24 protein-coding genes are annotated in these 23255 nt (G+C 41.1%); 10 read left to right on the top strand and 14 right to left on the bottom strand.

All coding sequences use genetic code 11. The features are described 5' to 3' along the window. Positions 1-75 precede the first annotated feature (75 nt). From LG273_RS17870 to rpsN, 7 genes are all read right to left on the bottom strand, one after another. Complete coding sequence (locus LG273_RS17870; protein WP_379560091.1) at positions 76-939, bottom strand: metal ABC transporter permease; 864 nt, start codon at positions 937-939, stop codon at positions 76-78. Further along, positions 936-1805, bottom strand: coding sequence for a metal ABC transporter permease (locus LG273_RS17865; protein WP_404456298.1), 870 nt, complete (start codon positions 1803-1805; stop codon positions 936-938). The genes LG273_RS17870 and LG273_RS17865 overlap by 4 nt, the downstream gene beginning before the upstream one ends. A 1-nt stretch (position 1806) precedes the next feature. Further along, positions 1807-2559: a metal ABC transporter ATP-binding protein gene (locus LG273_RS17860; RefSeq protein ID WP_379560089.1), complete on the bottom strand. Its 753-nt coding sequence runs from the start codon at positions 2557-2559 to the stop codon at positions 1807-1809. A 15-nt stretch (positions 2560-2574) separates the two neighbouring features. Next, the gene (locus LG273_RS17855) at positions 2575-3507 is read right to left on the bottom strand and encodes a metal ABC transporter solute-binding protein, Zn/Mn family (protein ID WP_379560088.1); all 933 of its coding nucleotides are present in this window, start codon (positions 3505-3507) and stop codon (positions 2575-2577) included. Between the two features lie 223 nt (positions 3508-3730). After that, on the bottom strand, positions 3731-4906 hold the full coding sequence (locus LG273_RS17850; protein ID WP_404456294.1) for a GTP-binding protein: 1176 nt from the start codon (positions 4904-4906) through the stop codon (positions 3731-3733). Between the two features lie 62 nt (positions 4907-4968). Then, on the bottom strand, positions 4969-6126 hold the full coding sequence (locus LG273_RS17845) for an FAD/NAD(P)-binding protein (protein ID WP_404456291.1): 1158 nt from the start codon (positions 6124-6126) through the stop codon (positions 4969-4971). Positions 6127-6430: 304 nt separating this feature from the next. Then, entirely contained in the window at positions 6431-6700 is a 270-nt protein-coding gene (rpsN, locus tag LG273_RS17840; RefSeq protein ID WP_379560083.1) for a 30S ribosomal protein S14, read from the bottom strand. A gap of 246 nt (positions 6701-6946) precedes the next feature. Between rpsN and LG273_RS17835 the strand changes: the two genes are divergently transcribed. Beyond that, positions 6947-7828 carry a permease gene (locus LG273_RS17835; RefSeq protein WP_404456286.1) on the top strand — a complete coding sequence of 294 codons (882 nt, stop codon included), beginning with the start codon at positions 6947-6949 and terminating at the stop codon, positions 7826-7828. Positions 7829-7864: 36 nt separating this feature from the next. Here the strand turns inward: LG273_RS17835 and LG273_RS17830 are convergent, their stop codons facing one another. Then, on the bottom strand, positions 7865-9088 hold the full coding sequence (locus tag LG273_RS17830; RefSeq protein WP_119578682.1) for an ISL3 family transposase: 1224 nt from the start codon (positions 9086-9088) through the stop codon (positions 7865-7867). Between the two features lie 249 nt (positions 9089-9337). On the opposite strand from LG273_RS17830, the gene LG273_RS17825 reads away from it, so the two are divergent. Continuing rightward, on the top strand, positions 9338-10255 hold the full coding sequence (locus LG273_RS17825) for a TIGR03943 family putative permease subunit (RefSeq protein ID WP_404456283.1): 918 nt from the start codon (positions 9338-9340) through the stop codon (positions 10253-10255). Positions 10256-10341: 86 nt separating this feature from the next. On the opposite strand, the gene LG273_RS17820 is transcribed toward LG273_RS17825, so the two are convergent. Continuing rightward, positions 10342-11529, bottom strand: a complete 1188-nt coding sequence (locus tag LG273_RS17820; protein WP_404456280.1) for a metal ABC transporter solute-binding protein, Zn/Mn family — start codon at positions 11527-11529, stop codon at positions 10342-10344. Between the two features lie 177 nt (positions 11530-11706). Here LG273_RS17820 and LG273_RS17815 point away from each other — a divergent pair, with 177 nt between their 5' ends. Beyond that, positions 11707-13113: a SpoVR family protein gene (locus LG273_RS17815; RefSeq protein WP_404456277.1), complete on the top strand. Its 1407-nt coding sequence runs from the start codon at positions 11707-11709 to the stop codon at positions 13111-13113. A gap of 47 nt (positions 13114-13160) precedes the next feature. Here the strand turns inward: LG273_RS17815 and LG273_RS17810 are convergent, their stop codons facing one another. After that, positions 13161-14177, bottom strand: a complete 1017-nt coding sequence (locus LG273_RS17810; protein ID WP_404456274.1) for a DUF3231 family protein — start codon at positions 14175-14177, stop codon at positions 13161-13163. A 176-nt stretch (positions 14178-14353) separates the two neighbouring features. Between LG273_RS17810 and LG273_RS17805 the strand changes: the two genes are divergently transcribed. Further along, a complete protein-coding gene (locus LG273_RS17805) occupies positions 14354-14953 on the top strand; it encodes a YpjP family protein (protein WP_404456271.1) in 600 nt (199 codons plus the stop codon). 15 nt (positions 14954-14968) lie between these two features. Here LG273_RS17805 and LG273_RS17800 read toward each other — a convergent pair whose 3' ends face one another. Further along, positions 14969-15673, bottom strand: coding sequence for an NAD-dependent protein deacylase (locus tag LG273_RS17800; RefSeq protein ID WP_404456268.1), 705 nt, complete (start codon positions 15671-15673; stop codon positions 14969-14971). Between the two features lie 129 nt (positions 15674-15802). Between LG273_RS17800 and LG273_RS17795 the strand changes: the two genes are divergently transcribed. Beyond that, complete coding sequence (locus LG273_RS17795) at positions 15803-16546, top strand: hypothetical protein (protein WP_404456265.1); 744 nt, start codon at positions 15803-15805, stop codon at positions 16544-16546. A gap of 156 nt (positions 16547-16702) precedes the next feature. Here LG273_RS17795 and LG273_RS17790 read toward each other — a convergent pair whose 3' ends face one another. Together LG273_RS17790 and LG273_RS17785 are read right to left on the bottom strand one after the other, a co-directional pair. Continuing rightward, positions 16703-16900, bottom strand: a complete 198-nt coding sequence (locus LG273_RS17790) for an H-type small acid-soluble spore protein (RefSeq protein WP_404456262.1) — start codon at positions 16898-16900, stop codon at positions 16703-16705. Positions 16901-16911: 11 nt separating this feature from the next. Then, the gene (locus tag LG273_RS17785) at positions 16912-17031 is read right to left on the bottom strand and encodes a DUF4023 family protein (RefSeq protein WP_379562621.1); all 120 of its coding nucleotides are present in this window, start codon (positions 17029-17031) and stop codon (positions 16912-16914) included. 278 nt (positions 17032-17309) lie between these two features. On the opposite strand from LG273_RS17785, the gene LG273_RS17780 reads away from it, so the two are divergent. The 4 genes from LG273_RS17780 to arsC all read left to right on the top strand — a co-directional run bounded on the left by LG273_RS17780 (position 17310) and on the right by arsC (position 20719). Continuing rightward, a complete protein-coding gene (locus LG273_RS17780; RefSeq protein WP_404456259.1) occupies positions 17310-18545 on the top strand; it encodes a hemolysin family protein in 1236 nt (411 codons plus the stop codon). 90 nt (positions 18546-18635) lie between these two features. Next, positions 18636-18980: an ArsR/SmtB family transcription factor gene (locus LG273_RS17775; protein WP_404456256.1), complete on the top strand. Its 345-nt coding sequence runs from the start codon at positions 18636-18638 to the stop codon at positions 18978-18980. A gap of 8 nt (positions 18981-18988) precedes the next feature. Then, positions 18989-20287 carry an arsenic transporter gene (locus LG273_RS17770; RefSeq protein WP_379562618.1) on the top strand — a complete coding sequence of 433 codons (1299 nt, stop codon included), beginning with the start codon at positions 18989-18991 and terminating at the stop codon, positions 20285-20287. Positions 20288-20299: 12 nt separating this feature from the next. Beyond that, positions 20300-20719 carry an arsenate reductase (thioredoxin) gene (gene arsC / locus LG273_RS17765; RefSeq protein WP_379562617.1) on the top strand — a complete coding sequence of 140 codons (420 nt, stop codon included), beginning with the start codon at positions 20300-20302 and terminating at the stop codon, positions 20717-20719. Positions 20720-20938: 219 nt separating this feature from the next. Here arsC and LG273_RS17760 read toward each other — a convergent pair whose 3' ends face one another. Beyond that, positions 20939-21907, bottom strand: a complete 969-nt coding sequence (locus LG273_RS17760; protein ID WP_404456252.1) for a sugar phosphate isomerase/epimerase family protein — start codon at positions 21905-21907, stop codon at positions 20939-20941. 329 nt (positions 21908-22236) lie between these two features. Here LG273_RS17760 and LG273_RS17755 point away from each other — a divergent pair, with 329 nt between their 5' ends. Beyond that, positions 22237-23202 (top strand): substrate-binding domain-containing protein, encoded by a 966-nt coding sequence (locus tag LG273_RS17755; RefSeq protein ID WP_404456249.1) that lies wholly within the window; start codon positions 22237-22239, stop codon positions 23200-23202. Positions 23203-23255: the final 53 nt, after the last annotated feature.

The raw sequence follows: 23255 nt of genomic DNA, 5'->3' as shown, positions 1-23255 counted from the left end.
TAATGAAACATACCTAAAATCAAAGGATAAAAGGCTCCAGTTAAGTTACCAGAGCCTTTTTCAAAATTACGTCATTTACGTGGTCCGCACGCGTTTAAAAACAATGCCGTGCTTTGGACTGAATAGGAAAGCAATGAGGAATAATACACCTGTAGCGCTGGCCATGGAACCAGCAATCGAAACATTGAAATATATGGCACCGCCATACCCCATTAAGGCAGCTAGAATTCCAATCGCGCCACTTAAGCATAACAGAACGAAAAATTTATCCGTTAACAGGTAAGCAGTCGCGCCGGGTACGATGAGCATGGCGACAACTAGGATAGCTCCTACACTGTCAAAAGACGCAACCGTTGACAGGGAAACCATTGTCATCAGTAAATAGTGAATAAAGACAACCGGAACGCCAATTAGTACGGCAAACTGCGGATCGAAGGTGGAGATTTTAATCTCTTTGTAAAAAATTACTATGAAGAGAACGTTGATCACAAGAACCCCACCGAGCATCCAAACAGCTACAGGACCGTAGGAGACTCCGTTAATTTGTAGTGTATCCCATGGCACAAAGGCGATCTCACCCATTAAGGCATGTTGAACATCCAAGTGGACTTGATCCCCAATAAACGCTATAAGCACCACTCCGAGAGCAAATAGGGAGGTGAACACAACGCCAATCGCTGCATCGGACTGCACGCCAGAACGGTTCAATGTTTCTACAAAGAAAGCTGTTAGCAAACCGACAATGGCTGCTCCAATTACCATAGGAAGGCCATTAAGAGACTGTGTGACAAAGAAGGCGCCGACTATACCTAGAAGGACTGTGTGACTGATTGCATCGGCTATCATAGCCATTTTTCGTAGCACTAATATTGCGCCAGTAATGCCACAAGTAAGTCCAACTAAACAGCCGGTTACAATAATCCATAATGTGTAGGTCATACCTGTCTAAGCCTCCTTCGTGCGAGTCCGTTTTTTGTGCCAAACAGCAGTGAAATGAAAAAAATAACCGAAGCACTAAGCACGATTAAAGGTCCCGTCGGCAGGTTGGCGATGCTTGTGCTGAACACGGTACCGATAACCCCGGAAAAAGCACCGAAGACACCTGCCAAAATTGCCATGACCCCGAGTTTCTCTGTCCAATATCTAGCGGCCAATGGTGGAATGATAAGCAAGGCTGCAATGAGGATGACACCTACCATCTGGATGCCAATAACGACAATTGCCACGACGAGAAATAAGAGCAAGCCATTTAAAAAAGTTACCGGAAGACCAATCCCCCTCGCAAATTGTGGGTCAAAAATCGTAAGCTTAAACTCTTTAAAAAAGAGTGCAGTGATGAAAACCAAAACGAAAGCACCTATTGTAATAATTTGGACATCGCTTCTGACAAGAGATGCAGCCTGCCCGAATATGAAGGAATCTAATCCAGCCTGGTTGCCGCTAAAGTTTTGCTGAATATAGGTGAGCAATACAATACCGAAGCCAAAAAACACGGATAAGGTGATGCCGATGGCGGCGTCAGTTTTAATACGTGTTTTTTTAATGATTAGCTGAATAGCCTGGGTAGCAAGTAGACTTGTTATAGCAGCACCGATTAAAAGCACAGGGATAGCTTTTACTTCAAATAAAATAAACATGATACAGACACCTGGCAGTGCAGCATGTGCCATCGCATCGCTTATAAGACTTTGTTTCTTTAAAAGGACAAAGCTCCCAATTACACCGCTGGCAAATCCAAGTAGTAAACTTCCCATTAACACCCACTGGAAATTTGCATTACTAAAATCAGACAAGAATGTTTCCATGCTACAGGCTCTCCTTTTCCAAAGTCGGAGCTTTTTGCAGGAAAGCTATTTTACCACCATAGGTTTTTTCTAAGTTTTCCAGTGTGAAGACGGTCTGGGTTTCCCCAAACTGTATTGGCTGCTTATTCAGTAGTAAAACATGATCAAAGTAATCCTCTACCGTCTGCAAATCATGGTGCACGACAACAACGGTTTTTCCTTCTTCCTTCCATTCTTTCATCAGTTTAATAATTGCTTTTTCCGTCGCGGCATCCACCCCGGAAAATGGTTCATCCATAAAGTAAACTTTCGCATTCTGAGCCAGCGCGCGTGCAAGAAAAACACGCTGCTGCTGGCCTCCAGAAAGCTGACTGATTTGTCTATCTGCATATTCAAGCATGCCGACTTTTTGTAAACAGGTTCGTGCCCAGGCAATTTCTTTTTTGCCAGCCCGTTTGAACATGCCGATATGCCGGTACCTTCCCATAAGTACAACATCCAAGGCATTCGTTGGAAAATCCCAATCAACTTCACTGCGCTGTGGGACATAGCCGATCACTTTTTTCTGTTTTGCGTATGGTTTTCCTAATACCTGCACATCACCGGATATAGTAGGCAGCAAACGAAGGATCGACTTTATTAATGTTGATTTGCCAGCCCCATTTGGCCCAATTATTCCCGTGATAGAGCCTTCTGGAACGGTAAAAGCAACTTTCTCAAGCACAGGCTTTTTATCATAGCTTACGGTTAAATTGGATACCTCTAAAGCATTCATGTAAATGTCCTCCCCTTATTTTAAGGACGCTACGATGGTGTCCACATTATGGCGGAACATCCCAATATAGGTTCCTTCCTCTGTTCCTTCTTCGCCCATTGCATCGGAATAGAGCTCTCCGCCAATCGAAACCTCATGACCTTCTTCTTTCGCTCCTTCTACCACAGCATTAATGGAACGCTCAGACACACTACTTTCTACAAATACACCTTTAATATTTCGCTCAACAAGGGTATCAATGATCTCCTGCACATCGCTTACGCTGTAATCCGATTCTGTACTTAACCCTTGTAAGCCGATTACATCAAAGCCGTACGCTTCACCGAAGTAGTTGAAAGCATCGTGGGCGGTTACTAATACACGGCTTTCTTCCGGGATTTGTTCAAATTGTTCGTTAGCATAGGTTTCTAGTTCATCCAACTTGCTCAAATATGCTGTTGTGTTTTCGTTATATACTGCCTCATTATCTGGATCTAGTTTTATGAGCTCGTCGCGAACTGTTTCAGTAGCCTTTTTCCATAAGCTTATATCAAACCAGACATGTGGGTCACTGACATCGGGGCTTGCTGGGTCAGCAAGCAGATCTTCTTCTGGGATACTTTCGGCTACCGCGACAGTAGGCTTTTCTTGTTCCATTTCTTCAAAAATTTCACCCATTTGACCTTCTAAATGAAGGCCATTATAGAAGATGATGTCTGCATCGTTTAGCTTTTGAATATCTCCTTGTACCGCATCATATAAATGTGGGTCAACTCCTGGTCCCATTATGCTTTCAACCTCCACTGCGTCTCCACCTACTTCCGCTGTTATGTCTCCAATCTGTGCGATGGTGGTCACCACTTTAATCGGTTCACCTTCTGAACCGCCAGCATCTTCGGCGTCTGAAGAACATCCAACAATAAATCCAAAAAACAAGACGACAAACCCCACTAATAATAATTTTTTCATTTTCTTTTCCCCTCTCCCTAATTTGTTTCCTCCAGGCAAAACTGAGCCAAAAAAAATCTAGTGGTATACTATGGTGGATTGTCAGGTGTTGTGCTTGGAACAAACAATTTTACATTACTTAAAAAGTTTCCTCTAGGCAAATTATATTCGGAGAGTGAAAAAAATGCAACGGATTTACAATAAAAAAATAAAACGCCCCCTTAAAGGGAGCGTAATAGGAAACCTATACAAACGATGGAAATGGGTCTGGGATTAATGTCCAGTCTTCTTTTATTTCTTCGTCGGTCAATAAACATTTATCTAACGTATTTATGAGGGTTGCTGGGTTAAGCTTTATCCCAATAAATACTAACTCTGTTTTCCGGTCACCAAATTCAGGGTGCCAGCTTTCTTTGGCCTGGAGATCTTCTGCTAAGAGCTCTTCTTGCTCAGCTTCGGAAAAGGTAGAAATCCAATTTCCGGCACCTTGTACATTTAAGGACTTACCAGCTTGGGAAAGAAGCCCAATCGTATCGTTTCTGCTAGCCAGCCAGAAAAATCCTTTGGAACGAACAACCTCTTCTGGCCATTGTTCTAACCATTTAAAGAAACGTTCGGGATGAAAAGGCTTGCTACTCCTGTAAACGAATGAAGAAATACCATATTCTTCAGTCTCCGGAACATGCTCTTCATTTAACTCTTTTATCCAACCTGCAGAGCTACTAACGTCTTCGAAATCGAAAAGAGAAGTGTTTAAAACATCATCTGGATCTACTTTTCCATGCTCAATCGGTATGATTCTTGCTGAAGGGTTAAAAGTAGCTAATGAAGCTTTTAATTTTTCTAGGTCGTCGTTTGGAATTAAATCAATTTTATTAACTAAAATCACATTGGCAAATTCTATTTGATCTATAAGAAGGTCTGAAACCTCCCGTTCATCATCAGGAACAGCTTCTTGCTGACGCTCAAGTAAATTCTCACCTGAATAATAGTCGGACCAGAATTGTTCTGCATTGACGACAGTTACCATCGTGTCTAGCTTGTAATGCTTTCTGAGATCTATGTCTAATTCATCCGCTTCATACGTGAAGGTCTGGGCAACTGGAATAGGTTCTGATATGCCTGTAGATTCAATTAGTACATAATCTAAGTCCAACTGTGATAATTGTTCAAGCTCGACAATTAGATCCTCTCTTAGGGTACAGCATATACAACCATTTTGCAGTTCAACAAGCTTTTCATCACTGCGAACCAATCCACCCTGTTTAATCATGGCGGAATCAATGTTAATCTCACTCATGTCATTCACGACAACAGCTATTTTATGTCCTTGTTTATTATGGAGTAAATGGTTCAAGACAGAGGTTTTTCCCGCACCAAGATACCCACTTAAAACCGTAACAGGTATTTCCTTTTTCATTCGTTCATCTCCTGCCAATCTAAAGAATAAATAAGTATAAAATGGTTGCCTTCCTATGGACCTTAACTGATTGAGCAAAGAATGGCAGCTGCTTTTCTTGCACCAGAAATGTTTCTGGCTACCGGGCCAATCTCTAACTCTGCCAATGGTCCTGCAACGTGAAGTCCTTTTTTCCACTCCAACTGGGTTGTTACAACAGGAAACCCGCAATCTGCACATTGCAGATTTTCGTCTTTTATTACGTTTCTTAACCAGCTTTCCCCAGGTAATTCTTTTGTTGAGCCTGTTGCTAAATATATCCTGGTAAAGCTTTCAGCAGGGGCGTTTTTAAAGTGGAGTACAGGGTTAGATGATTGCGTACATACACCCTGTATTTCATTGTTAATACATCGTAAAGAACCATTTGCTTCAAGCCGCTTTAGCTTTAGAAACATCTCTCTTGGAATGGATCCACGATTTCTAGCACTGGTAATTGTGTCTCTTCTTTCCTGAAGAGACGTTATCTTATGATAGCTGGTTAAGTATTTGGGGCCTAACCATCCAGGGTCACTATCAAAATCGTGGACTCGAAAGTCATGTCGTTTAATTAACGTAACTGTATCTATGTCGGCGTCCTCGCAAAGCAAAGCTGTGGTATGTGCAGCAGTTAACCCGCCACCTACCACACAAACGTTGGTGGAAGGGAGGGGGTTGTCTTCAAATAAGTGGGAAACCCTTGTTGGGTAATGTTCTTTTGCTTTAATAGCCCATTTTGGGTAATAAGGGTGTTGGTTTACTCCCATGGCCAGCACAACTCTCTCAGTATTAAACGTATTGTCGCCGGTTTTAACAACCCACCCATTGTTCCCATTACTTTCTATTTTGTTTACCATTGCCTGGTGCCAGCTTCCGGCAAGGTTTACTTGTTCAAAAAGCTGTTGACAGTGGTCGTTGAATAATTGCAGACGTGGTCTTTTGTAACGCCCCAAAAAAGGTTTCGTATAATCGTGTGCTTCTGCGAAATCCTTCAGAGCAAATGGCTTCGTATCGAGATGGTGAACGAAGGGAGAGCGGAGGTAGGGCATGCCGATTTTTTCTGTTAACGTGAACCATGTGTGCATAGGTTTGGGATAGGGATCGATGACCAGTAACTCCTTGGGTTTGACCTTGCCTGACTGCAACAGCTGCACGGCAATGGTGCTTCCTTGCATGCCTCCCCCGACAATAATCCACTTATACACGGGCTTGCCACTTCCTTTCCCTTGATTCCTTAAAACGGGCGCCTGCGCTTTTGTAACGTCCAGCTCCAGCGCCCAGAGACTAGCGAGACTTCCCTCACCTCCGTACGATAAGTCAACATCAGCTCCCTACGGTCGCAGTGTTTCCTTTATCTCCTACGGCTCAGTCCAAAAGGTTTTCGGTGGGGCGAGTAATCGCAGTCCCAGTCCGTACGTGGGCCCGGAGGATCCGGGTCATGCCGATGTTGCCCCAGGACGGGGCGAACTTAGTCGGCCTTCCTTAAAACGGGCGCTTCCGCTTTTGTTCTTACCAGCTTGATTTTTTCACGCCGGGTAATTGTCCTTTATGCGCATATTCACGTAATGCAATACGGGACATACCAAATTTCCTTACATAACCACGCGGTCTACCTGTTACTTCACAACGATTTTTCAGACGAGTTGGAGAAGAGTCTCGTGGGAGTTTTCTTATTGCTTCGTAATCTCCCTTTTCCTTCAGTTCTCTTCTTAACGCTGCATATTTTTCAACCATTTGTTGACGTTTTTTCTCTTTCGCTATTTTAGATTTTTTAGCCATTATAATCCTCCTTAAAGTGTAATCATTACGATTCATTGCGAAAAATAATAGATGCTTCGCGCATCATTTAAACGTAATCATTACGATTTACTTAACTATAACTTATAAGGTGCTTAGTTGTAAATAGATATGCAAAACTTAAATCGTCTGCGTCAATGAAATAAAAAAGAAAGTTCTAGTATTTCATCAAAAAGAATAGGATGAATGGAAAAGGCATGTACCAAATGATAGGGAGGGAATCTACTTATGATCAGCAAGCGGCATACATTATTGGTTGAGCTAACAGGGCTGTTTATCTTTGCAATCGTTATGATACTATTAACCTTTAGTGAACGGGTTGAGGAAATAATAGAGTTGCCTAAGTCTATCTATCACATGAACATGCTGTTTTTAAGCATTTTAATAGAGGCATTGCCCTTTGTTTTAATAGGAGTTTTAATTGCAGGGCTTATACAGGTGTTTGTAACAGATGAACATATACGAAAATGGATTCCGCGGAATAAATACCTGGCAATCATGATGAGTTGTGTCGTTGGGGCATGCTTTCCAGCTTGTGAATGTGGCATTGTACCTATAGTACGAAGGCTTGTTGGTAAAGGGGTGCCCATATATGCGGGAGTAGGTTTTCTGCTTACAGGACCTTTAATTAACCCTGTTGTTATTTTATCCACATACATGGCTTTTGGGAACGATGTTTGGATGGCCGCATCGCGTATGATCCTAGGCTTTGTCATCGCAATGGTTATTGCAATCGTGATTAGCTTTATATTCAAAGGAAATCAGCTAAAGCAAAAGTTCCCTGTACAATCGGAGAAACATAGTAGTTTCCAAGAGAAGGTAAAACATACTTTTACACATGCCGTAGACGAATTTTTCGACATGGGGAAGTACCTAATTATTGGGGCCGCTTTAGCAGCCTTTGTGCAGACATACGTTTCTTCAGGTGATTTGGTAGCATTGGGGAGCGGGCTGGCCTCATCCACTGTGGTCATGATGGCATTAGCTTATGTATTGTCCCTTTGTTCAGAAGCAGATGCATTTATTGGAGCATCGTTTAGAGGGCTATTTCCGGACACTGCCATACTAAGCTTCTTAATTTATGGGCCGATGATTGATTTAAGGTTCTAAGTCAAATGTTGGGGTGAGCTAACGCTCACTCCTTCTTTATGCGACTCGCCCATTTATATTTTTATATTGATGATGTAATAATACTCTCATTCTAAACCGATCAAAACGACGGTATCCAAAAGCATTCCTCTTTATTACTTTCGTTTGGTTGTTAATCCCCTCCACATACCCATTATGTAAATTAAAGGCAAAGCTATTCATAATCTCTTTTTGCCAATTTTGAAAGGTTTCCATGGCCTTTTTAAATTCCTCAATTCCAGACGCTTTTACCAAGTCGTAAAACTCATACAAACGTTCTTTGACTGCCGTTAAATTAGAAGGCCCTAGGGCCTTTGCTTCTTCAAACCAAAGCCGAAAAGCTTCTTTTAATTGGTATGCTGTCCGCAAGGTATCAGACATTTTCAAGTAACGTTCCAGATACCAGCGTTGTTTCTCCGTTAAATCTTCATGCTTCTTATTAAACACATGTTTCATCCGCTTACACTTTTTACGATCGTAGTCGCTAAATTGCTTTTGTTCTTTTCTCCTTACACGCTCAAGTGCCCAATAAATATGCCGACAGAAATGAAAACGGTCAGCTACTACAATAGGTTTCCCTAATGCTTGGTCCACAGCTGCTTTGAAGGAATGGCTCATGTCCATTACAACTTTTTCTACTTTCTGACCATGCTCTCTTAGATAAGCCTCTACCGTTTCTTTTTTCCTATCCGGCAATATCTCGAGGGGCTTCCGATCCACCGGATCGGCAATAATGGTTTGGTATTTTTCTCCGTCTGAATCTCCCTTATATTCATCAATAGCGATTACAGAAGGTAACTCCCGTGTTTCCTCCAAAAAGCTAGATCCCACTTTATCAAACCTACGCATTACAGTAGTTGCGGAAGTGTTAAATCGAGAGGCAATTGCTTTAAAGTTTTTTCCATGAATTAGCTCTAACGCAATAGCTTGCTTTAGTTCTTTGGACTGCCGTTGATAGCGTTCTACCAATGAGTTATTTTCATAAAAACGCCTTTTACATTGTGGGTGTTCACATTTATAGCGACGTTTACGGTAAAAAATTAGCGTCTCTCTCATAAACAGTTTTGAGTGCTGTATCTTTTGAGTGCGGTAATCGTGCACCTTTTGTGTTAGGGTATTACACGTTGGACAACGATGGGGCTTGGCATCCAGTTCCACATGCAGCTGAAAAACTCCACCATTTTCAATCGTTTTTTTAATACGAAACTCTTCTAAACCTGGGAAAGAAATGTTAAAATTCACTTACACGCAACTCCTTTTGTTATTGTTTTGTGGTTAAAACAAGTCTAACAAAATTCGGAGTTTGCGTGTTTTATTTAGCTGAATTTTCTCTGTACCCCAACATATATTATAGAGCCTGATTTAAAAAACACATTTATGATGCTTAGTGTTTTTAGAGCAAGATTTGTCGGATTATTTGTCGTCATTGTTTCCATTATGGTGTTTGTATCGATTATGCTTTTCAGTAGATTTTAGCGAGGGGGTGGGGAAATGCGCGTACAGTTCCAGCAGGCGTTTCGGGCAGTTATTTTAATGGCTTTTGTCGCCTTTCTAGTTCAGCTTCACCAAACAGGTGATATTGTCCATTATATTAATCCGAAATATGAGCATTTAAGTATGATAGGTGCATGGCTGTTTCTGGTTCTTTTTTTAACACAGATATTTCGTATTTGGTCGTATGAGAAACCACGTCATAAGCATGCACACTGCAATCACGCTGGCCATAAGCATGATCATGGAGATGGCCCGCTAACATTGAAGAAGGTTTTCTCATATGGAATTATTATCCTTCCACTTGCCACAGGCCTAATATTTCCAGAAACAACTTTGGATGCCTCCATTGCTGAGAAGAAAGGGATTATGCTATCTCTTGGAAACAATGGACCTAACAGCCAAGGAGAGGAAGGTTCTGAGGACCCTGTAAACCAAGGGGGAATTCCTACAGGTGACCATACTGCTTTTGATCCAAATGTGTTAACGAATACCATGACAAGCGAAGAATATGAAAGCAAAATCGAAGCATTAAAACAGTCCCAGGAAATTACCATGACAGAGCAAATGTATGCAGCTGTTTACCAGGAAATTAACAATAACCCATCTGCATTTGTTGGAAAAAAGATAAGTTTTAGCGGGTTTGTGTACAGAGAACAAGGATTCACGCAAAGCCAAGTTGTACTTTCACGATTTCTTATAACACATTGTATAGCAGATGCAGGAGTTGTAGGATTTTTATCAGAGTTTGAGGGGGCTGGTGAATTAACCCAAGATACATGGATAGAGGCAACTGGTGAGCTAACCATACAAGAATACAATGGAAAACAAATGCCTACCATCCAAATTACAGATTGGAAGACCATCGAACAGCCTGAACAGCCATATGTTTATCCAGTACAGATACAGTATTTATAGGGTTAACTCTTACTATGAAACTATTATTCTTTTGAATAAACATAAAAAAAGGAAGTATCTCAATGTGAGACACTTCCTACTTTATTCTATTGTAAAGCTGTATCTAACGTTTCAATGTTCTTTTGCATAAGACTGAAGTAGTCTTCATCATTTTCGACATCTTCTTCGGTTAAAACAGAGAGGTTATGCAATTGTAATGGTTCTGCACCAATCTCATTGCGAATTACCTCAGCGACCTTAGTCGTTACGTTTTGTTCGAAAATGACATACTGCAAGTCTTTTTCTTCAGCCACATTAATGACTTCTGTTAATTCCTTCTGGGAAGGCTCCTCACTAGAAGATAGGCCGGCGATCGCTATTTGCTTAATGCCATAGGTTTCTTCCCAGTAGCCGTACGCTGCGTGAGAAACAATCATTTCTGGATTCTCTTTTGATTCTACCAAGTTATGAAACTCGCTATCAAGCTCTTCTAAATCTGCTTTCAACGTTTCAAAGTTTGCTTCAAACGTTTCTTCTTCCTCAGGCTTCAATTCAACTAGCTGATTTTTTATATTTTCAGCAAGCGCAATTGCACGAACTGGATCTAACCAAACGTGTGGATCTTGGCCACCATGGTGATGGTGCGCATGTGCTTCCTCTTCACCTTCATGGTTGTGAGCTTCTTCCCCAGAGCTAGCTTCTTCACCTTCGTGGTCATGATTGTGAGCTTCTTCTCCAGAGCTAGCTTCTTCCCCTTCGTGGTCATGATTGTGAGCTTCTTCCCCAGAGCTGGCTTCTTCACCCTCGTGGTCATGATTGTGAGCTTCTTCCCCAGAGCTGGCTTCTTCGCCTTCATGGTCATGATCATGAGAACCTTCTTCTCCATGACTATGATCATGGCTATGCTCTACGCTCTCAATGCCGTCGGTTGCTTCTACTAATGTAACGTCTTCCCCTTCAAGTGCAGAAGACATGCTTTCTGCATATGATTCCATGCCCATTCCGTTGTAAATAAAGGCATCAGCTTCCGCTATATCCACCATTTGTTTTGAAGTTGGCTCAAAGTTATGAGCGTCGGCACCTAGTGGCATGATGCTTTCCACATCCACAAACTCTCCGCCAATTTTCTTCGTGAAATCCTCTAGAGGATATAATGTCGTATATATTTTTAGTGGATTTTCCCCTGTGTCTTCTCCGTTGTCGGCTGAAGTATTTTCCGATTCGCTATTACATGCCGTTATGAGTAACAGTGAAAGCAATAGTCCAATAAGAACTATGTAGTTTCTCTTTTTCATTTATTTTGCTCTCCCTTACATTTTAATCTTTACATATCATAACGTAATGGTTACGATTTGTAAATAGGAATTGTTTCGATTTGTAAAATTTCCCTGTGTAGCATGGATGTTAGAAAATTGTTCATCATTAATAGCCCTTCTCATACACTGTATAAAGGTTAATGGGAGGGATAGTCGTTGTCCAATACGAAAGCACTTACCTATGCAATTGAGGAAATCACCGAAATCGCATCTGATTTTGGGTTGGATTTTTACCCGATGCGCTATGAAATTTGTCCTGCTGACATTATTTATACATTTGGGGCTTATGGAATGCCCACACGCTTCTCTCATTGGAGCTTTGGAAAGCAATTTCATAAAATGAAACTACAATATGATCTTGGCTTAAGCCAGATTTATGAGCTCGTAATCAATTCGGATCCTTGTTATGCCTTCTTACTTGATACCAACAGTCTCATACAAAATAAGTTGATTATTGCACACGTGCTTGCTCATTGTGACTTCTTTAAAAATAATGTGCGTTTTTCAAATACAAGGCGAGATATGGTGGAAAGTATGACCGCTACGGCAGAGAGAATTGCAAATTATGAGTTGATTTATGGAAAAGATGAGGTGGAACAGTTTCTTAATGCAGTACTTGCTATCCAGGAACATATTGACCCCTCGATAATTCGACCAAAACTTCCTGCGTACAATTTAGATGAGGGAGAAGAAGAACCATCCAGAATGAAAACAGATTATGATGATCTTTGGGATTTGGATAAAAGAGCAGTTGAAGAAAAGCGTTTTGTGAAGAAGCGTAAGAAGTTTCCTCCACATCCGGAAAAGGATCTTTTACTATTTATCGAAGAGTACAGCAAAGAACTAGAGGACTGGCAACGTGATATTTTAACGATGATGCGGGAGGAAATGCTTTATTTCTGGCCACAGATGGAAACGAAAATCATGAATGAAGGCTGGGCGTCGTACTGGCATCAAAGAATTTTGAGAGAAATGGACCTTAGCACAGAGGATACCATTGAATTTGCCACTCTTAATGCAGGGGTCGTCCAGCCATCAAAGCAAGGCATTAATCCTTACTACCTTGGATTGAAAATCTTTGAAGATATTGAGGAACGCTATAACAATCCGACAAAAGAAATGCAGGAGCTAGGTGTGACAAAAGGTTCTGGGAGAGAGAAAATGTTTGAAGTGCGAGAGGTCGAGGCAGACATCTCATTTATTCGTAACTATTTAACAAAGGAGCTTGTGCAACGAGAGGATCTTTATCTTTTTGAGAAAAAAGGCAGAGACTATACGATTACGGATAAAAAATATGAAGAAGTGCGGGATCAGCTTGTATCCATGAGGGTAAACGGAGGCTTCCCGTATATTACCGTAGAGAATGGTGATTATTTACGAAATGGAGAACTATACTTGAAGCATAGCTATGAAGGAATGGAGCTGGACATAGGTTATTTAGAAAATGTTTTACCGTATGTTCACCAGCTATGGGGCAAAACAGTTTATATGGAAACGATTATTGAAGAAAAGCCAGTCGTCTATTCATACGATGGGAAGAAGGTTTATCAGCGGAATTTGTAAAGTATACCTATTCATGAAAGGGAGCAGCATACTATTGTGCTGCTTCCCTAGTTTTTCTCCCTTGCAAGCTTATCCCTGTTCTTTGTTCCGGGAGGTTGTTCTAGCCAATGATTCTCAATCATAAGGTCTGCTCCGCTCTTGGCAAGCTTAGCAACTTCAAGCGAAAGACGTTCATAATTAGCAGCCAAATCCAACCTTTGGCTGGCGGCAGCGGCAGTAGCGTAATTTCCAATTCCGGCGGAAGTAAGTAAAGACATTTGAAACATGATCAATTTATCAGAAAAGGTTTCTGTTACGGAAGAGCTAACTGCTACGTCAGGAAGCTGTGGTGTTTCGATATGGTTTTCGTATAGGATAGAATTAAATATTTTCATATGCTTTTTAGAGATCTCTTTTGCCCTTAACAAAAAGTCTTGCACCTTTTTGGTGGGGGAAGTCTGTGCAAAGCCTATACACAGTTTCATGCCAACATAATTTGAGAGAATATTCGTATATAAGTGAGAGATTTCGATAGCATTTAAAGGTCGCTTATCACTAAATGGATTCAGTCCACTATAATATTCCTTGCTGTTAATGTATTCAGTCTTTTTCGGTACCTCAATAAATGGAATACGTGCATTAATTCCTTTGCTTTCTGCAATTTCAAGTGTTCGATTGTATAAGTCAGCGGTTTCTTTTAGAGCATTGGTAAAATAGCCTCGGACCGTTGTCTTTGTACTCATGGACAACATACCACTGTATGAGATCATGCCTACCTTTGCCATATGGTTGACATAAGTGAGGCAAAATGTATTCGAAAATAGCCATGGGGCATTTAACTGAACGTCTTTACTTGTAAAACCATTTGGTAATGCGTAATCCTCTTCTTCAAAGAGGTGGTTTAACTTGTCAATATGATCACTAGAAATGTTTAGGGCAGTCTCGATGGCTGGTCTAATATCAGGATCTTCCGTATTCTGTAGTAAAAACTGAAGCACACAAACCGACATACTATCATTAACATATGCGGTCCATAATGCGGCGATTTCTCCAGCATCCAGATAAACCTTTTTCTCTTCATTCATGTGAACGTTCACTCCTGACTATTTTAATTATTTATTAGGCTTTCCTACATAGCGGTTATTATGTAAAGAATGGATTACCCGAAAATTACAACATCTTTATTAAAATTTTAAAATAATATGGACACCATTTTTCAGTGTGGTAAACTTTTAGTAAGTATACTAAAGGAGTCCGGATTATGAAGCTATGGCTAAGGAAGGCGGCAGTCGTCCTCATTACCATTATGACGCTGGGAATGTATGTACCTCCAGCCTATTTAACTGCTGATGAGACGAAAGACGATATTTCTGCCAAAACGAACATAAAAGAAGATATATCCTCGTCCCTTACGGAAACGGAGAGCCCTATAGAGGAAGATGACAAGCAATCAGATGGCTTGTCCCTTTCCGAGTCGCTGTCAGAAGAGGCAAAGGCGCAGACGCTAAAGAAGCTAGGTCCGAAAATTTCCTCTAAAATAGACCCTACTTTCCTTGATGCAATCCTAACGGGGGTAGAGGAGTCCGTAACGAGTACGCTGGCTACAATTGCCGAAGAAGATTTCCCTTACGTGGGAATTACGGATCAACCGACAGACGGTTGGGGAGAAAAAATATTTAACCTCTATGATGTCCGTACAAACAAAGCCTTTGCTAAGTTTCACGTGCGCCGTGATAACCGCCCGATGGAAGGATACTGGTTTAATTTCCATTACCACGTAAAAAGCGATAATTTTGAAACACACCGAGAAATCGGTGAGATATATTGGGACAAAAACATACCGCCAAAATGGATGGCGTAATAAAAGGAGCTGGGTTTAGGAATCCAGCTCCTTTAGTATGTCTCCAATATTTCTTTTGTGAACCACAAAGTCTGCATATCGATCAAGACTTGTTTCTTCTCTATTAATAATGACTAGCTTTGCGCCATTTTCTTTCGCAATTAATGGAAATTGGTTTGCTGGCGTTACACTTAAGGAAGAGCCGAGTACGAGAAACAAATCACAGGCTTGGGTTTCCCGAAGAGCTTGCTGAAAAGCCTGCTGGGGAAAGGTTTCCCCGAATAATACGATGGATGGTCGCAATATCCCTCCACAAACACAATGGTACTCTTTATCGACATACGCTTCACTGCTATATTTTTTCTGACAGGTTTGGCAATGTAAGGTTTGCAGAGTCCCGTGTAATTCCGCTACCTGTTCAGACCCCGCTTCTTGATGAAACCCATCCACATTCTGCGTGATGATAGACTTGATCTTACCCTGCTTTTCCCAATCGGCTAAAATGTAATGCCCTTTATGAGGCTCGTACGTTTTTACACCAAGTACACGCTGGCGGTAAAATTCCGTGAAGGCGTGTACGTTCTGATTTAGAGCGTCTGTGCTGGCAATACGACTCGGATCAAGGTTATTCCATAGCCCCTGGTTTGAAGAACGGAAGTCGGGTAGACCGCTTTCCGTTGACATGCCAGCTCCTGTAAACACGACCGTATAGTTTGCGTCATCCAGCCAATGCTTTAGCATTCTTCCACCGTCCTATCTCGATTCAAATAAAATAGGCTTTTCTCATAGTGTATCAAATATTTGGCTAGTGTCCCACTTTTGATGTCATTGCATAATCTATAAGGAAAGAACCCAGAAAGGATGACAGGTATGGGGCTATATATTGATCGAAACAAGCACCACAACTTGTTTAAAAATGAGGGAGCCTTAAAAGAGCCAAATCAGAGCGTTTATATACGAAACCATGTAGCAGAAATGATAAGAGAACAAAGGAAAGTAAACCATTCCATACACCAACAGCAACTACAAATGAAACTTCATTATGATATGCAAGCAGACAAAAATGCCAAGCAATGGAAAGAGATGCTTAACAAGTTAGAAGAATTACAGCAGAGTAATGTGGCTACTCATAGTAAGGGAGATAGGTTAACCCAGCATTTGCATCAGCTTGAAGAAAAGAACACACGGATGGAACAGCTATTAGAAGCGTCACGCGTAACAAACAAGGAGCTTGTTCAGAAAGTGGAAGAGATCTCCTCCGCACAGAAAGAAATGACGGGGACGTTACACGCTCGTGAAAAAGAAGAGGAGCATTTACAAAGGATCGTGGAGTTACAAACTGAATGGCAACAGAACGTGGAAACCAAACTGGCTAACCAGGAGGAGAATCAGAAGTCCATAATAGCCAGTATGGAAAATCAAGAAGCCGTTTCTGAAAAATTGTCCAGACAGGTAGACATGCTTCGTTCCACACTGTTTGAGCGAACAAGTTTCCTGGCAGAGAAGATAGAGGAAAATTATCGATTAATCGTTTCTTATGTAACAAAGCTCTTAACAGGATCTGATAATCAAGTAGCGCTCTTTAGAGTGGACCGTAAACAGAATAAAGATTGAGAATAGGGAAAGGGATTATCCCGCCTTAACTAACATTTGGTGGAGGGAGAGGGGGAACTCCACTTTATTCACCCAACAGCCGGACGGTAGCTCGAATTATTACGGGAGTATTCGAGTTAACGCCCGGCTGTATTTTGCTATCTTATCGCCTTTTTGTTATTTAGATTCATCTAGAATGCTTTCAGATAAGCGGTCGATATCAACAAGTTGTTCATGATCCATTTCATCGAGTGGGAAAACCGTGGCGGTACCCTCGGTCTCAGTGACAGACTGAATATAGACCGGGATTCCCGCGTAATAAACCTGAATCAAATGCGGCGCTTCAATTATTTCCATTGCACGTTGTTTTTCCATCGTATAGCCCCTTAATGCCTTTTATTCGGGAGCTTTTTGGCAGGATCATCAAAGCCTTGACGCTTTTTATTTTGTAAGTCCTTTTGTTTTGTATCATTAAATTTCTTTACAAATTCCTTTGTACCCTCCACTTGAACCCCTCCTAAATAAAGTGAAATTTCATTTGGTGGGGGTTTCCTTTCCTCCCCACCAAATGTTAGTTGAACGAATCGGACCTTTACTGGCAGTTGAACCCAGGGGTCTTACTGTCGGTTAAGGTGGGATAAAATGTCCCCTTATTACTTTAACCAGTACAAGTCAAATCATGTGCAACACTATTCGTTTTTCTTTTCATGTAAGGGGTATTACTTTATTATATAGAGAACAATATTGTTAAGAAGTTGTATTCATCCAAGGAGGAATTAACCAAGTGATTATTGCTATAATCATTTTACTATTTGTATCTTTTTTCTTTTCTGGTAGTGAAACCGCATTAACCGCGGCGAATAAGATGAGGCTACAAACGAAGGCTAATAATAATGATAAAAAGTCTGAAAAGCTTTTAAACCTTGTATCAAAACCTGAACAGTTTATTACATCTATTTTAATTGGAAATAATATCGCCAACATACTACTCCCAACCTTGGTGACAATGGTGGCGTTAGAGTATGGATTTAATGTTGGCTTGGCCTCGGCTATATTGACAGTTGTCATAATTATTTTCTCAGAGGTAATTCCAAAATCGGTTGCAGCAACTTTTCCAGACCGAATCTCTTATATTGTATATCCAATTATTCGTGCAGTGGTTACCATATTTAGACCACTTACGTTAATGTTAAATGCCATTACGGGTTTTATTATAAGAATGCTTTCAAAAGGACAGGATACCGAGGCGTCTATTTCCAAAGAAGAAATTCGTGCCATGGTGGATATAGCCCGGACAGAGGGGATATTTAAACAAGACGAGTCACACCGTATAAAAGGGGTACTCGAATTCAATAATTTAAATGTGAAGGATGCTCTAAAGACACCAAGGGTAGATATTGTGGGTCTGCCAAAAGATGCGGCTTTTGAAGAAGTAAGGGATGTAGCGATACGAAATCCGTTTACCAGGTATCCAATTTATGAAGACGACGTGGATAATATAGTCGGTATCTTTCACTCTAAATATTTATTATCATGGTCTATGGATACAGCAGATACGTTGGAAACTTTTAGTGATATGGAACCCCTCATTGTGTTTGAATTCCATTCCATTGAGTATGTCTTCCGCAAAATGATGCAGGAAAAGAAGCATATGGCGGTCGTATTGGATGAGTATGGAGGAACAGAAGGGATTATTTCCCACGAGGATATTATTGAAGTGTTGATTGGACTTGAAATTGAAGATGAAACAGATATTGTCAGTGAAGCACTAGTGGAGAAAGTGACAGACAATGAAATTGTTTGTCACGGCAAAATTCCACTCCATCGTCTGAACCGAATTTTTCATACCGAGATACCAGAAGAGGAAGATGTACTTGCAGGTTATTTAATTAAAGAGTTCAATTATTTCCCTGAAGAAGGAGAATCATTGAGCCTTTCTGGATTGACGTTCAATATTCTGCAGACAGATGACCGCACTTTAAAACGTATTCAGATTTTAAAGGAAAAAGAAGAGAATTAAGCAAAGAGAGCATGCTGCTAACGTAGCATGCTTTTAAATGTTTGCATAGATAAGTATATAGTTATATGGTTATGTAAGGGGTGGTGAAAAGTGAAAGAAGCGAACATAGAAGTAGAGAAGGTAGCGGTAATTTTAAAACTACTTGGGGATAAAACGCGGCTCATTATGATGAAATTACTGGACGAAGATACGATATGTGTGTGTGAATTTGTAGAAATTTTTCAAGTAAGTCAACCATCGATTAGCCAGCATTTACGAAAACTGCGAGACGTAGGTCTTATTCAAGAAGAGAGAAAAGGACAGTGGGTCTTTTACTCCATGAATAAGAAGAACGAATATTACGGCTTTATCTCTCCTATATTAGTCAACCTTCCTGATCAGCGTTACCGTTTAAGGGATCTTGACGAAAAGGGAACGAGAGTAAACTGTTGTTAGGAGGGAATATGTTGTTAACTGTCATCATGGCTTTGCTTATTTTCTTGGTGACCTTAATTTTTGTTATATGGCAGCCAAGAGGGTTGTCAATTGGCTGGTCAGCTTGTGCCGGTGCAATTCTTGCTTTATTAGTTGGAGTGGTTGATTTTCAGGACGTAGCAGAAGTTACAGGAATTGTCTGGAATGCAACCCTTGCCTTTGTAGCTATTATTCTTATATCTTTAGTACTAGATGAAATTGGATTTTTCGAGTGGGCTGCCTTACATATGGCCAAAGCGGCAAAAGGCAGAGGTGTGCGGATGTTTGTTTATGTAAGTTTGTTAGGAGCAATTGTTGCCGCATTTTTTGCAAATGACGGTGCTGCCTTAATCCTTACGCCTATTGTCTTAGCAATGGTCCGTAATCTAAAGTTTAAAGAGAAAATGGTCTTTCCTTTTATTATGGCAAGTGGGTTTATTGCGGATACGACATCTTTGCCATTAATCGTAAGTAATTTAGTGAATATTGTTTCTGCGGACTTTTTTCAAATCGGGTTTATAGAATATGCTTCACGCATGATTATACCTAACTTCTTTTCACTAGGAGCAACCATTCTTGTTCTGTACCTCTACTTTAGAAAAAATATTCCTGTTACTTACAATGTCGAGGAAATAATGGAACCGGCAGAAGCCATTAAAGATATAAAAATGTTCCGCCTTTCTTGGTATGTGCTGGGAGTGTTGCTTGTTGGTTATTTTGTTAGTGAATTCATTCAGCTACCTGTTTCTATAGTAGCTGGTGTTGTAGCGATTTTCTTTTTGGCGATGGCCAGATCAAGCAAGGCTGTCGATACCCTTTCTGTCATAAAAGGGGCACCTTGGGCCATTGTTTTCTTCTCCATTGGTATGTATGTAGTGGTGTTTGGCTTACGTAATGCCGGTCTTACGGACTTATTGGCAGTCTTAATTCAAAAGAGTGCGGAGCAGGGGCTATTCGTTGCCACCGTCGCGATGGGATTTATTGCGGCGATTCTTTCTTCGGTTATGAATAATATGCCGACCGTCATGATTGATGCTATCGCTATTGCCGAGACAAATACATCAGGTGTTATGAGGGAAGCTTTGATTTATGCCAATGTAATTGGCTCTGATCTTGGGCCAAAGATTACGCCGATTGGTTCACTGGCAACCTTATTATGGCTCCATGTTTTATCACAGAAGGGGATAAAAATCTCCTGGGGTACGTATTTTAAGACAGGAATTATCTTGACGATCCCTATTTTATTCATTACATTGATTGGTTTGTACGTAACATTAGTTTTACTATAGGAGGCAAAATAGATGGAGAAAAAAATTATTTACTTTTTATGCACAGGAAATTCATGCCGAAGCCAAATGGCAGAAGGCTGGGCAAAACATCTGCTTGGTGATGAGTGGGAAGTAAAAAGTGCGGGAATTGAGGCACATGGCTTAAACCCAAAAGCTGTTGAAGCGATGAAGGAGGTTTCGATCGATATTTCTGATCAGACCTCTGACATAATTGATCCAGAAATTTTAAACCATGCAGACCTGGCTGTCACGCTCTGTGGGGATGCAGCGGATAAATGCCCTGTCACACCGCCTACGGTTCGAAGAGAACATTGGGGATTTGATGATCCGGCAAAAGCAGAAGGATCAGAAGAAGAAAAATGGCAATTCTTTCAACGCGTTCGAGATGAGATTGGCGAAAGGATAAAGCGATTTTCTGAGACGGGAAAATAAGAGCAAAGTATCGATGACGTTCTTCACTAAAAAGGAAAATTACAGTTTCCTCAAGATAGATGGTAAGTCTCGTGCCAACAGGACGTGCGTCGCCAAATCGCGGCCACACGGTATAACGTCTTAGCCTTTGTTCCTGTGTCCAACTACGAGGCTTACCGCAATCTATTCTTAAGAGGATATTCTTTATCTACTCAGCAAATTCTTAAAGCACTGCTTCTTTTACGCCCACCACATGTCGCCCATGGATTCCTTAACCATCACTGGCTTTAGATTTTCCACCGCTTTGGTAAAGCCTTCATCCACTGACATAAGGCCGTCCTCATGTTCAATGCTAACTACATAATCATAATTCATTAGACGTAACGTGCTGACCATATCTGCCCATGTTTTCGTATCATGACCAAATCCAACTGTTCTGAAATACCAGGCACGATCACGCATTTGGGAATAATCCGTCATATCTGTAAGCCCATTTCGATTCATGTTTGGCTGGTCAATGATCGTGTCTTTTGCATGGAAATGGTGGATAGCATTCTCACGACCGAGGATTTTAATGGATTCTATTGGATCAATCCCCTGCCACCACATATGACTCGGATCTAAGTTTGCGCCAATTGCTGGTCCACATGCCTCGCGGAGCTTTAGCATCGTGGCAGGTGTATGTACAGAGAACCCACCATGCAGCTCAAGTCCGATCTTCACGCCATGCTTTTCAGCTAAATCGTTAATTTCCGTCCAATACGGGATTAGTTTTTCTTCCCATTGCCACTTGAGAACCTCTTGGAAATCATGTGGCCACGGGGTAACCGGCCAGTTTGGATAAAGGGCTCCTTCATGGTCGCCGGGACATCCAGAAAAAGTGTTTACAACGGATACACCCAGCTTTTCAGCTAGTAGAATCGTATTTCGTAATACTTCATCCGCGGGTTCAGCAATCTTCTTTTGTGGGTGAAGAGGATTTCCGTGACAGCTTAGTGCGCTAATAATTAAGCCGCGATCTTCCACCTTTTGCTTAAAATCGGATATTTTTTGTTCGTCGTTCAGCAAATCGTCAATCTTACAGTGTGCGTCTCCAGGAAATCCACCAGTTCCTAGTTCCACTGCTTCCAATCCTTTTGAAGAAACATAGTCTAACATGTCATCAAATGACTTACCGGAGAATAATACTGTAAAAACACCTAATTTCATAACATAACCTCCTCTATAAATATCGTAAACTTTCATATTGTAATCCTTTACATTATTAAACATATAGAATTCATAATAATAAATCAACTGTTTTTATGATATTTAAAAAGTTTATTGACAGAAAATTTGCAATGTAATATTATGTATTTGAAAACGTTTACAAAAAAACATGAAAATTTCCATACTCCGGATTAACCGTTAACCACCTGAGACTAGCGCTCTGTTATGAAATGTGTGATTTGATAATAGAGCGCTGGCCTTAGTTTGCGGCATTATGTAATCGTTTACACTAGGTTGGCTGAACACAAAATACAAAAGGGGTGGATGGTTTGAGAAAGCTTTGGTTGTTTGTGTTGGCTTTATTTATTATTGGTTTAGTCGCTTGTGGAGAAGAGAGTAATAGCTCAAGTGAAAGTGGAGGAGACGAGGAACTAACCATTGGGATTTCTCTTCCTTCAGCAACACATGGGTGGATGGGAGCTTTAATTGACAATGCCGAAAGTCAAGCGAAGGAAATTCAAGAAGCAGATGGCATTAACTATGTCATGACAAATGCTGCCGACCCGAACTCACAGGCAAATGATGTAGACGATCTTATTTCTCAAGAAGTAGACGTGATTGTCATGCTTCCGATTGAGTCTGCAGCTTTATCGCCTGTTGGGCAAAAAGTAAAGGATGCTGGTATCCCGTTAGTGATTGTGGATCGGGAGCTGGAGAATGATGCGGCGACAGTTGTAGTAAAGGGTGATAACGAAGGGATTGGCGTAAATGCGGGCGAGTATTTTATTGAAAAGCTAGGTGGAAAAGGCAAAATTGTTGAGATCACTGGGCCGCCAAACTCTGTTACAGAACAACGGGGATCAGGGTTTCAAGAGGCAGTAGAGAAAACGGACGGAATGGAAATTATTGCATCACAGAGTGGAGATTTCTCCACAGAAACGTCTTTGGAAGTCATGCAAAATATCTTGCAAGCACAGCCGGAAATCGACGCTGTATTTACACAGGATGACGGAATGGCATTAGGAGTTGTGCAGGCGATTAAAGAAGCAGGACGAGATGACATCCAATTCGTAACAGGGGCAGGGGGGGCAAAGGAAGTATTTGAGAGTGTTAGAGACGATGGTCTTATCTCAGCTACCTTCCTCTATTCGCCAACGATGGTGAGAGAGGGCGTCAAAATCGCTGCTAACCTGGCAAAAGGAGAAGAGCCAGAGGAAACAATGGTTATCTTGGATGCAACAAAAGTAACGAAGGAAAACGTGGAGGAATATTACGATCCAGACTCCAAATTCTAACTGATTGGATAGGAAACACAATGTGACATGGATAGCTTCATTGTGTTTCCTTT

Source organism: Oceanobacillus kapialis (assembly GCF_044790185.1).
GTDB classification, from domain to species: domain Bacteria; phylum Bacillota; class Bacilli; order Bacillales; family Amphibacillaceae; genus Oceanobacillus_B; species Oceanobacillus_B kapialis.
The sequence above is the reverse complement of the archived record's forward strand: the minus strand, read 5'-3'. Positions and strand labels throughout refer to the sequence as shown.

What these genes read in the sequence shown, in the direction of transcription:
- LG273_RS17870 (WP_379560091.1), bottom strand. Translation starts at nt 939, where the DNA reads ATGACCTACACATTATGGATTATTGTAACCGGCTGTTTAGTTGGACTT.
- LG273_RS17865 (WP_404456298.1), bottom strand. Translation starts at nt 1,805, where the DNA reads ATGGAAACATTCTTGTCTGATTTTAGTAATGCAAATTTCCAGTGGGTG.
- LG273_RS17860 (WP_379560089.1), bottom strand. Translation starts at nt 2,559, where the DNA reads ATGAATGCTTTAGAGGTATCCAATTTAACCGTAAGCTATGATAAAAAG.
- LG273_RS17855 (WP_379560088.1), bottom strand. Translation starts at nt 3,507, where the DNA reads ATGAAAAAATTATTATTAGTGGGGTTTGTCGTCTTGTTTTTTGGATTT.
- LG273_RS17850 (WP_404456294.1), bottom strand. Translation starts at nt 4,906, where the DNA reads ATGAAAAAGGAAATACCTGTTACGGTTTTAAGTGGGTATCTTGGTGCG.
- rpsN (WP_379560083.1), bottom strand. Translation starts at nt 6,700, where the DNA reads ATGGCTAAAAAATCTAAAATAGCGAAAGAGAAAAAACGTCAACAAATG.
- LG273_RS17835 (WP_404456286.1), top strand. Translation starts at nt 6,947, where the DNA reads ATGATCAGCAAGCGGCATACATTATTGGTTGAGCTAACAGGGCTGTTT.
- LG273_RS17825 (WP_404456283.1), top strand. Translation starts at nt 9,338, where the DNA reads ATGCGCGTACAGTTCCAGCAGGCGTTTCGGGCAGTTATTTTAATGGCT.
- LG273_RS17820 (WP_404456280.1), bottom strand. Translation starts at nt 11,529, where the DNA reads ATGAAAAAGAGAAACTACATAGTTCTTATTGGACTATTGCTTTCACTG.
- LG273_RS17810 (WP_404456274.1), bottom strand. Translation starts at nt 14,177, where the DNA reads ATGAATGAAGAGAAAAAGGTTTATCTGGATGCTGGAGAAATCGCCGCA.
- LG273_RS17805 (WP_404456271.1), top strand. Translation starts at nt 14,354, where the DNA reads ATGAAGCTATGGCTAAGGAAGGCGGCAGTCGTCCTCATTACCATTATG.
- LG273_RS17800 (WP_404456268.1), bottom strand. Translation starts at nt 15,673, where the DNA reads ATGCTAAAGCATTGGCTGGATGACGCAAACTATACGGTCGTGTTTACA.
- LG273_RS17795 (WP_404456265.1), top strand. Translation starts at nt 15,803, where the DNA reads ATGGGGCTATATATTGATCGAAACAAGCACCACAACTTGTTTAAAAAT.
- LG273_RS17790 (WP_404456262.1), bottom strand. Translation starts at nt 16,900, where the DNA reads ATGGAAAAACAACGTGCAATGGAAATAATTGAAGCGCCGCATTTGATT.
- LG273_RS17770 (WP_379562618.1), top strand. Translation starts at nt 18,989, where the DNA reads ATGTTGTTAACTGTCATCATGGCTTTGCTTATTTTCTTGGTGACCTTA.
- arsC (WP_379562617.1), top strand. Translation starts at nt 20,300, where the DNA reads ATGGAGAAAAAAATTATTTACTTTTTATGCACAGGAAATTCATGCCGA.
- LG273_RS17760 (WP_404456252.1), bottom strand. Translation starts at nt 21,907, where the DNA reads ATGAAATTAGGTGTTTTTACAGTATTATTCTCCGGTAAGTCATTTGAT.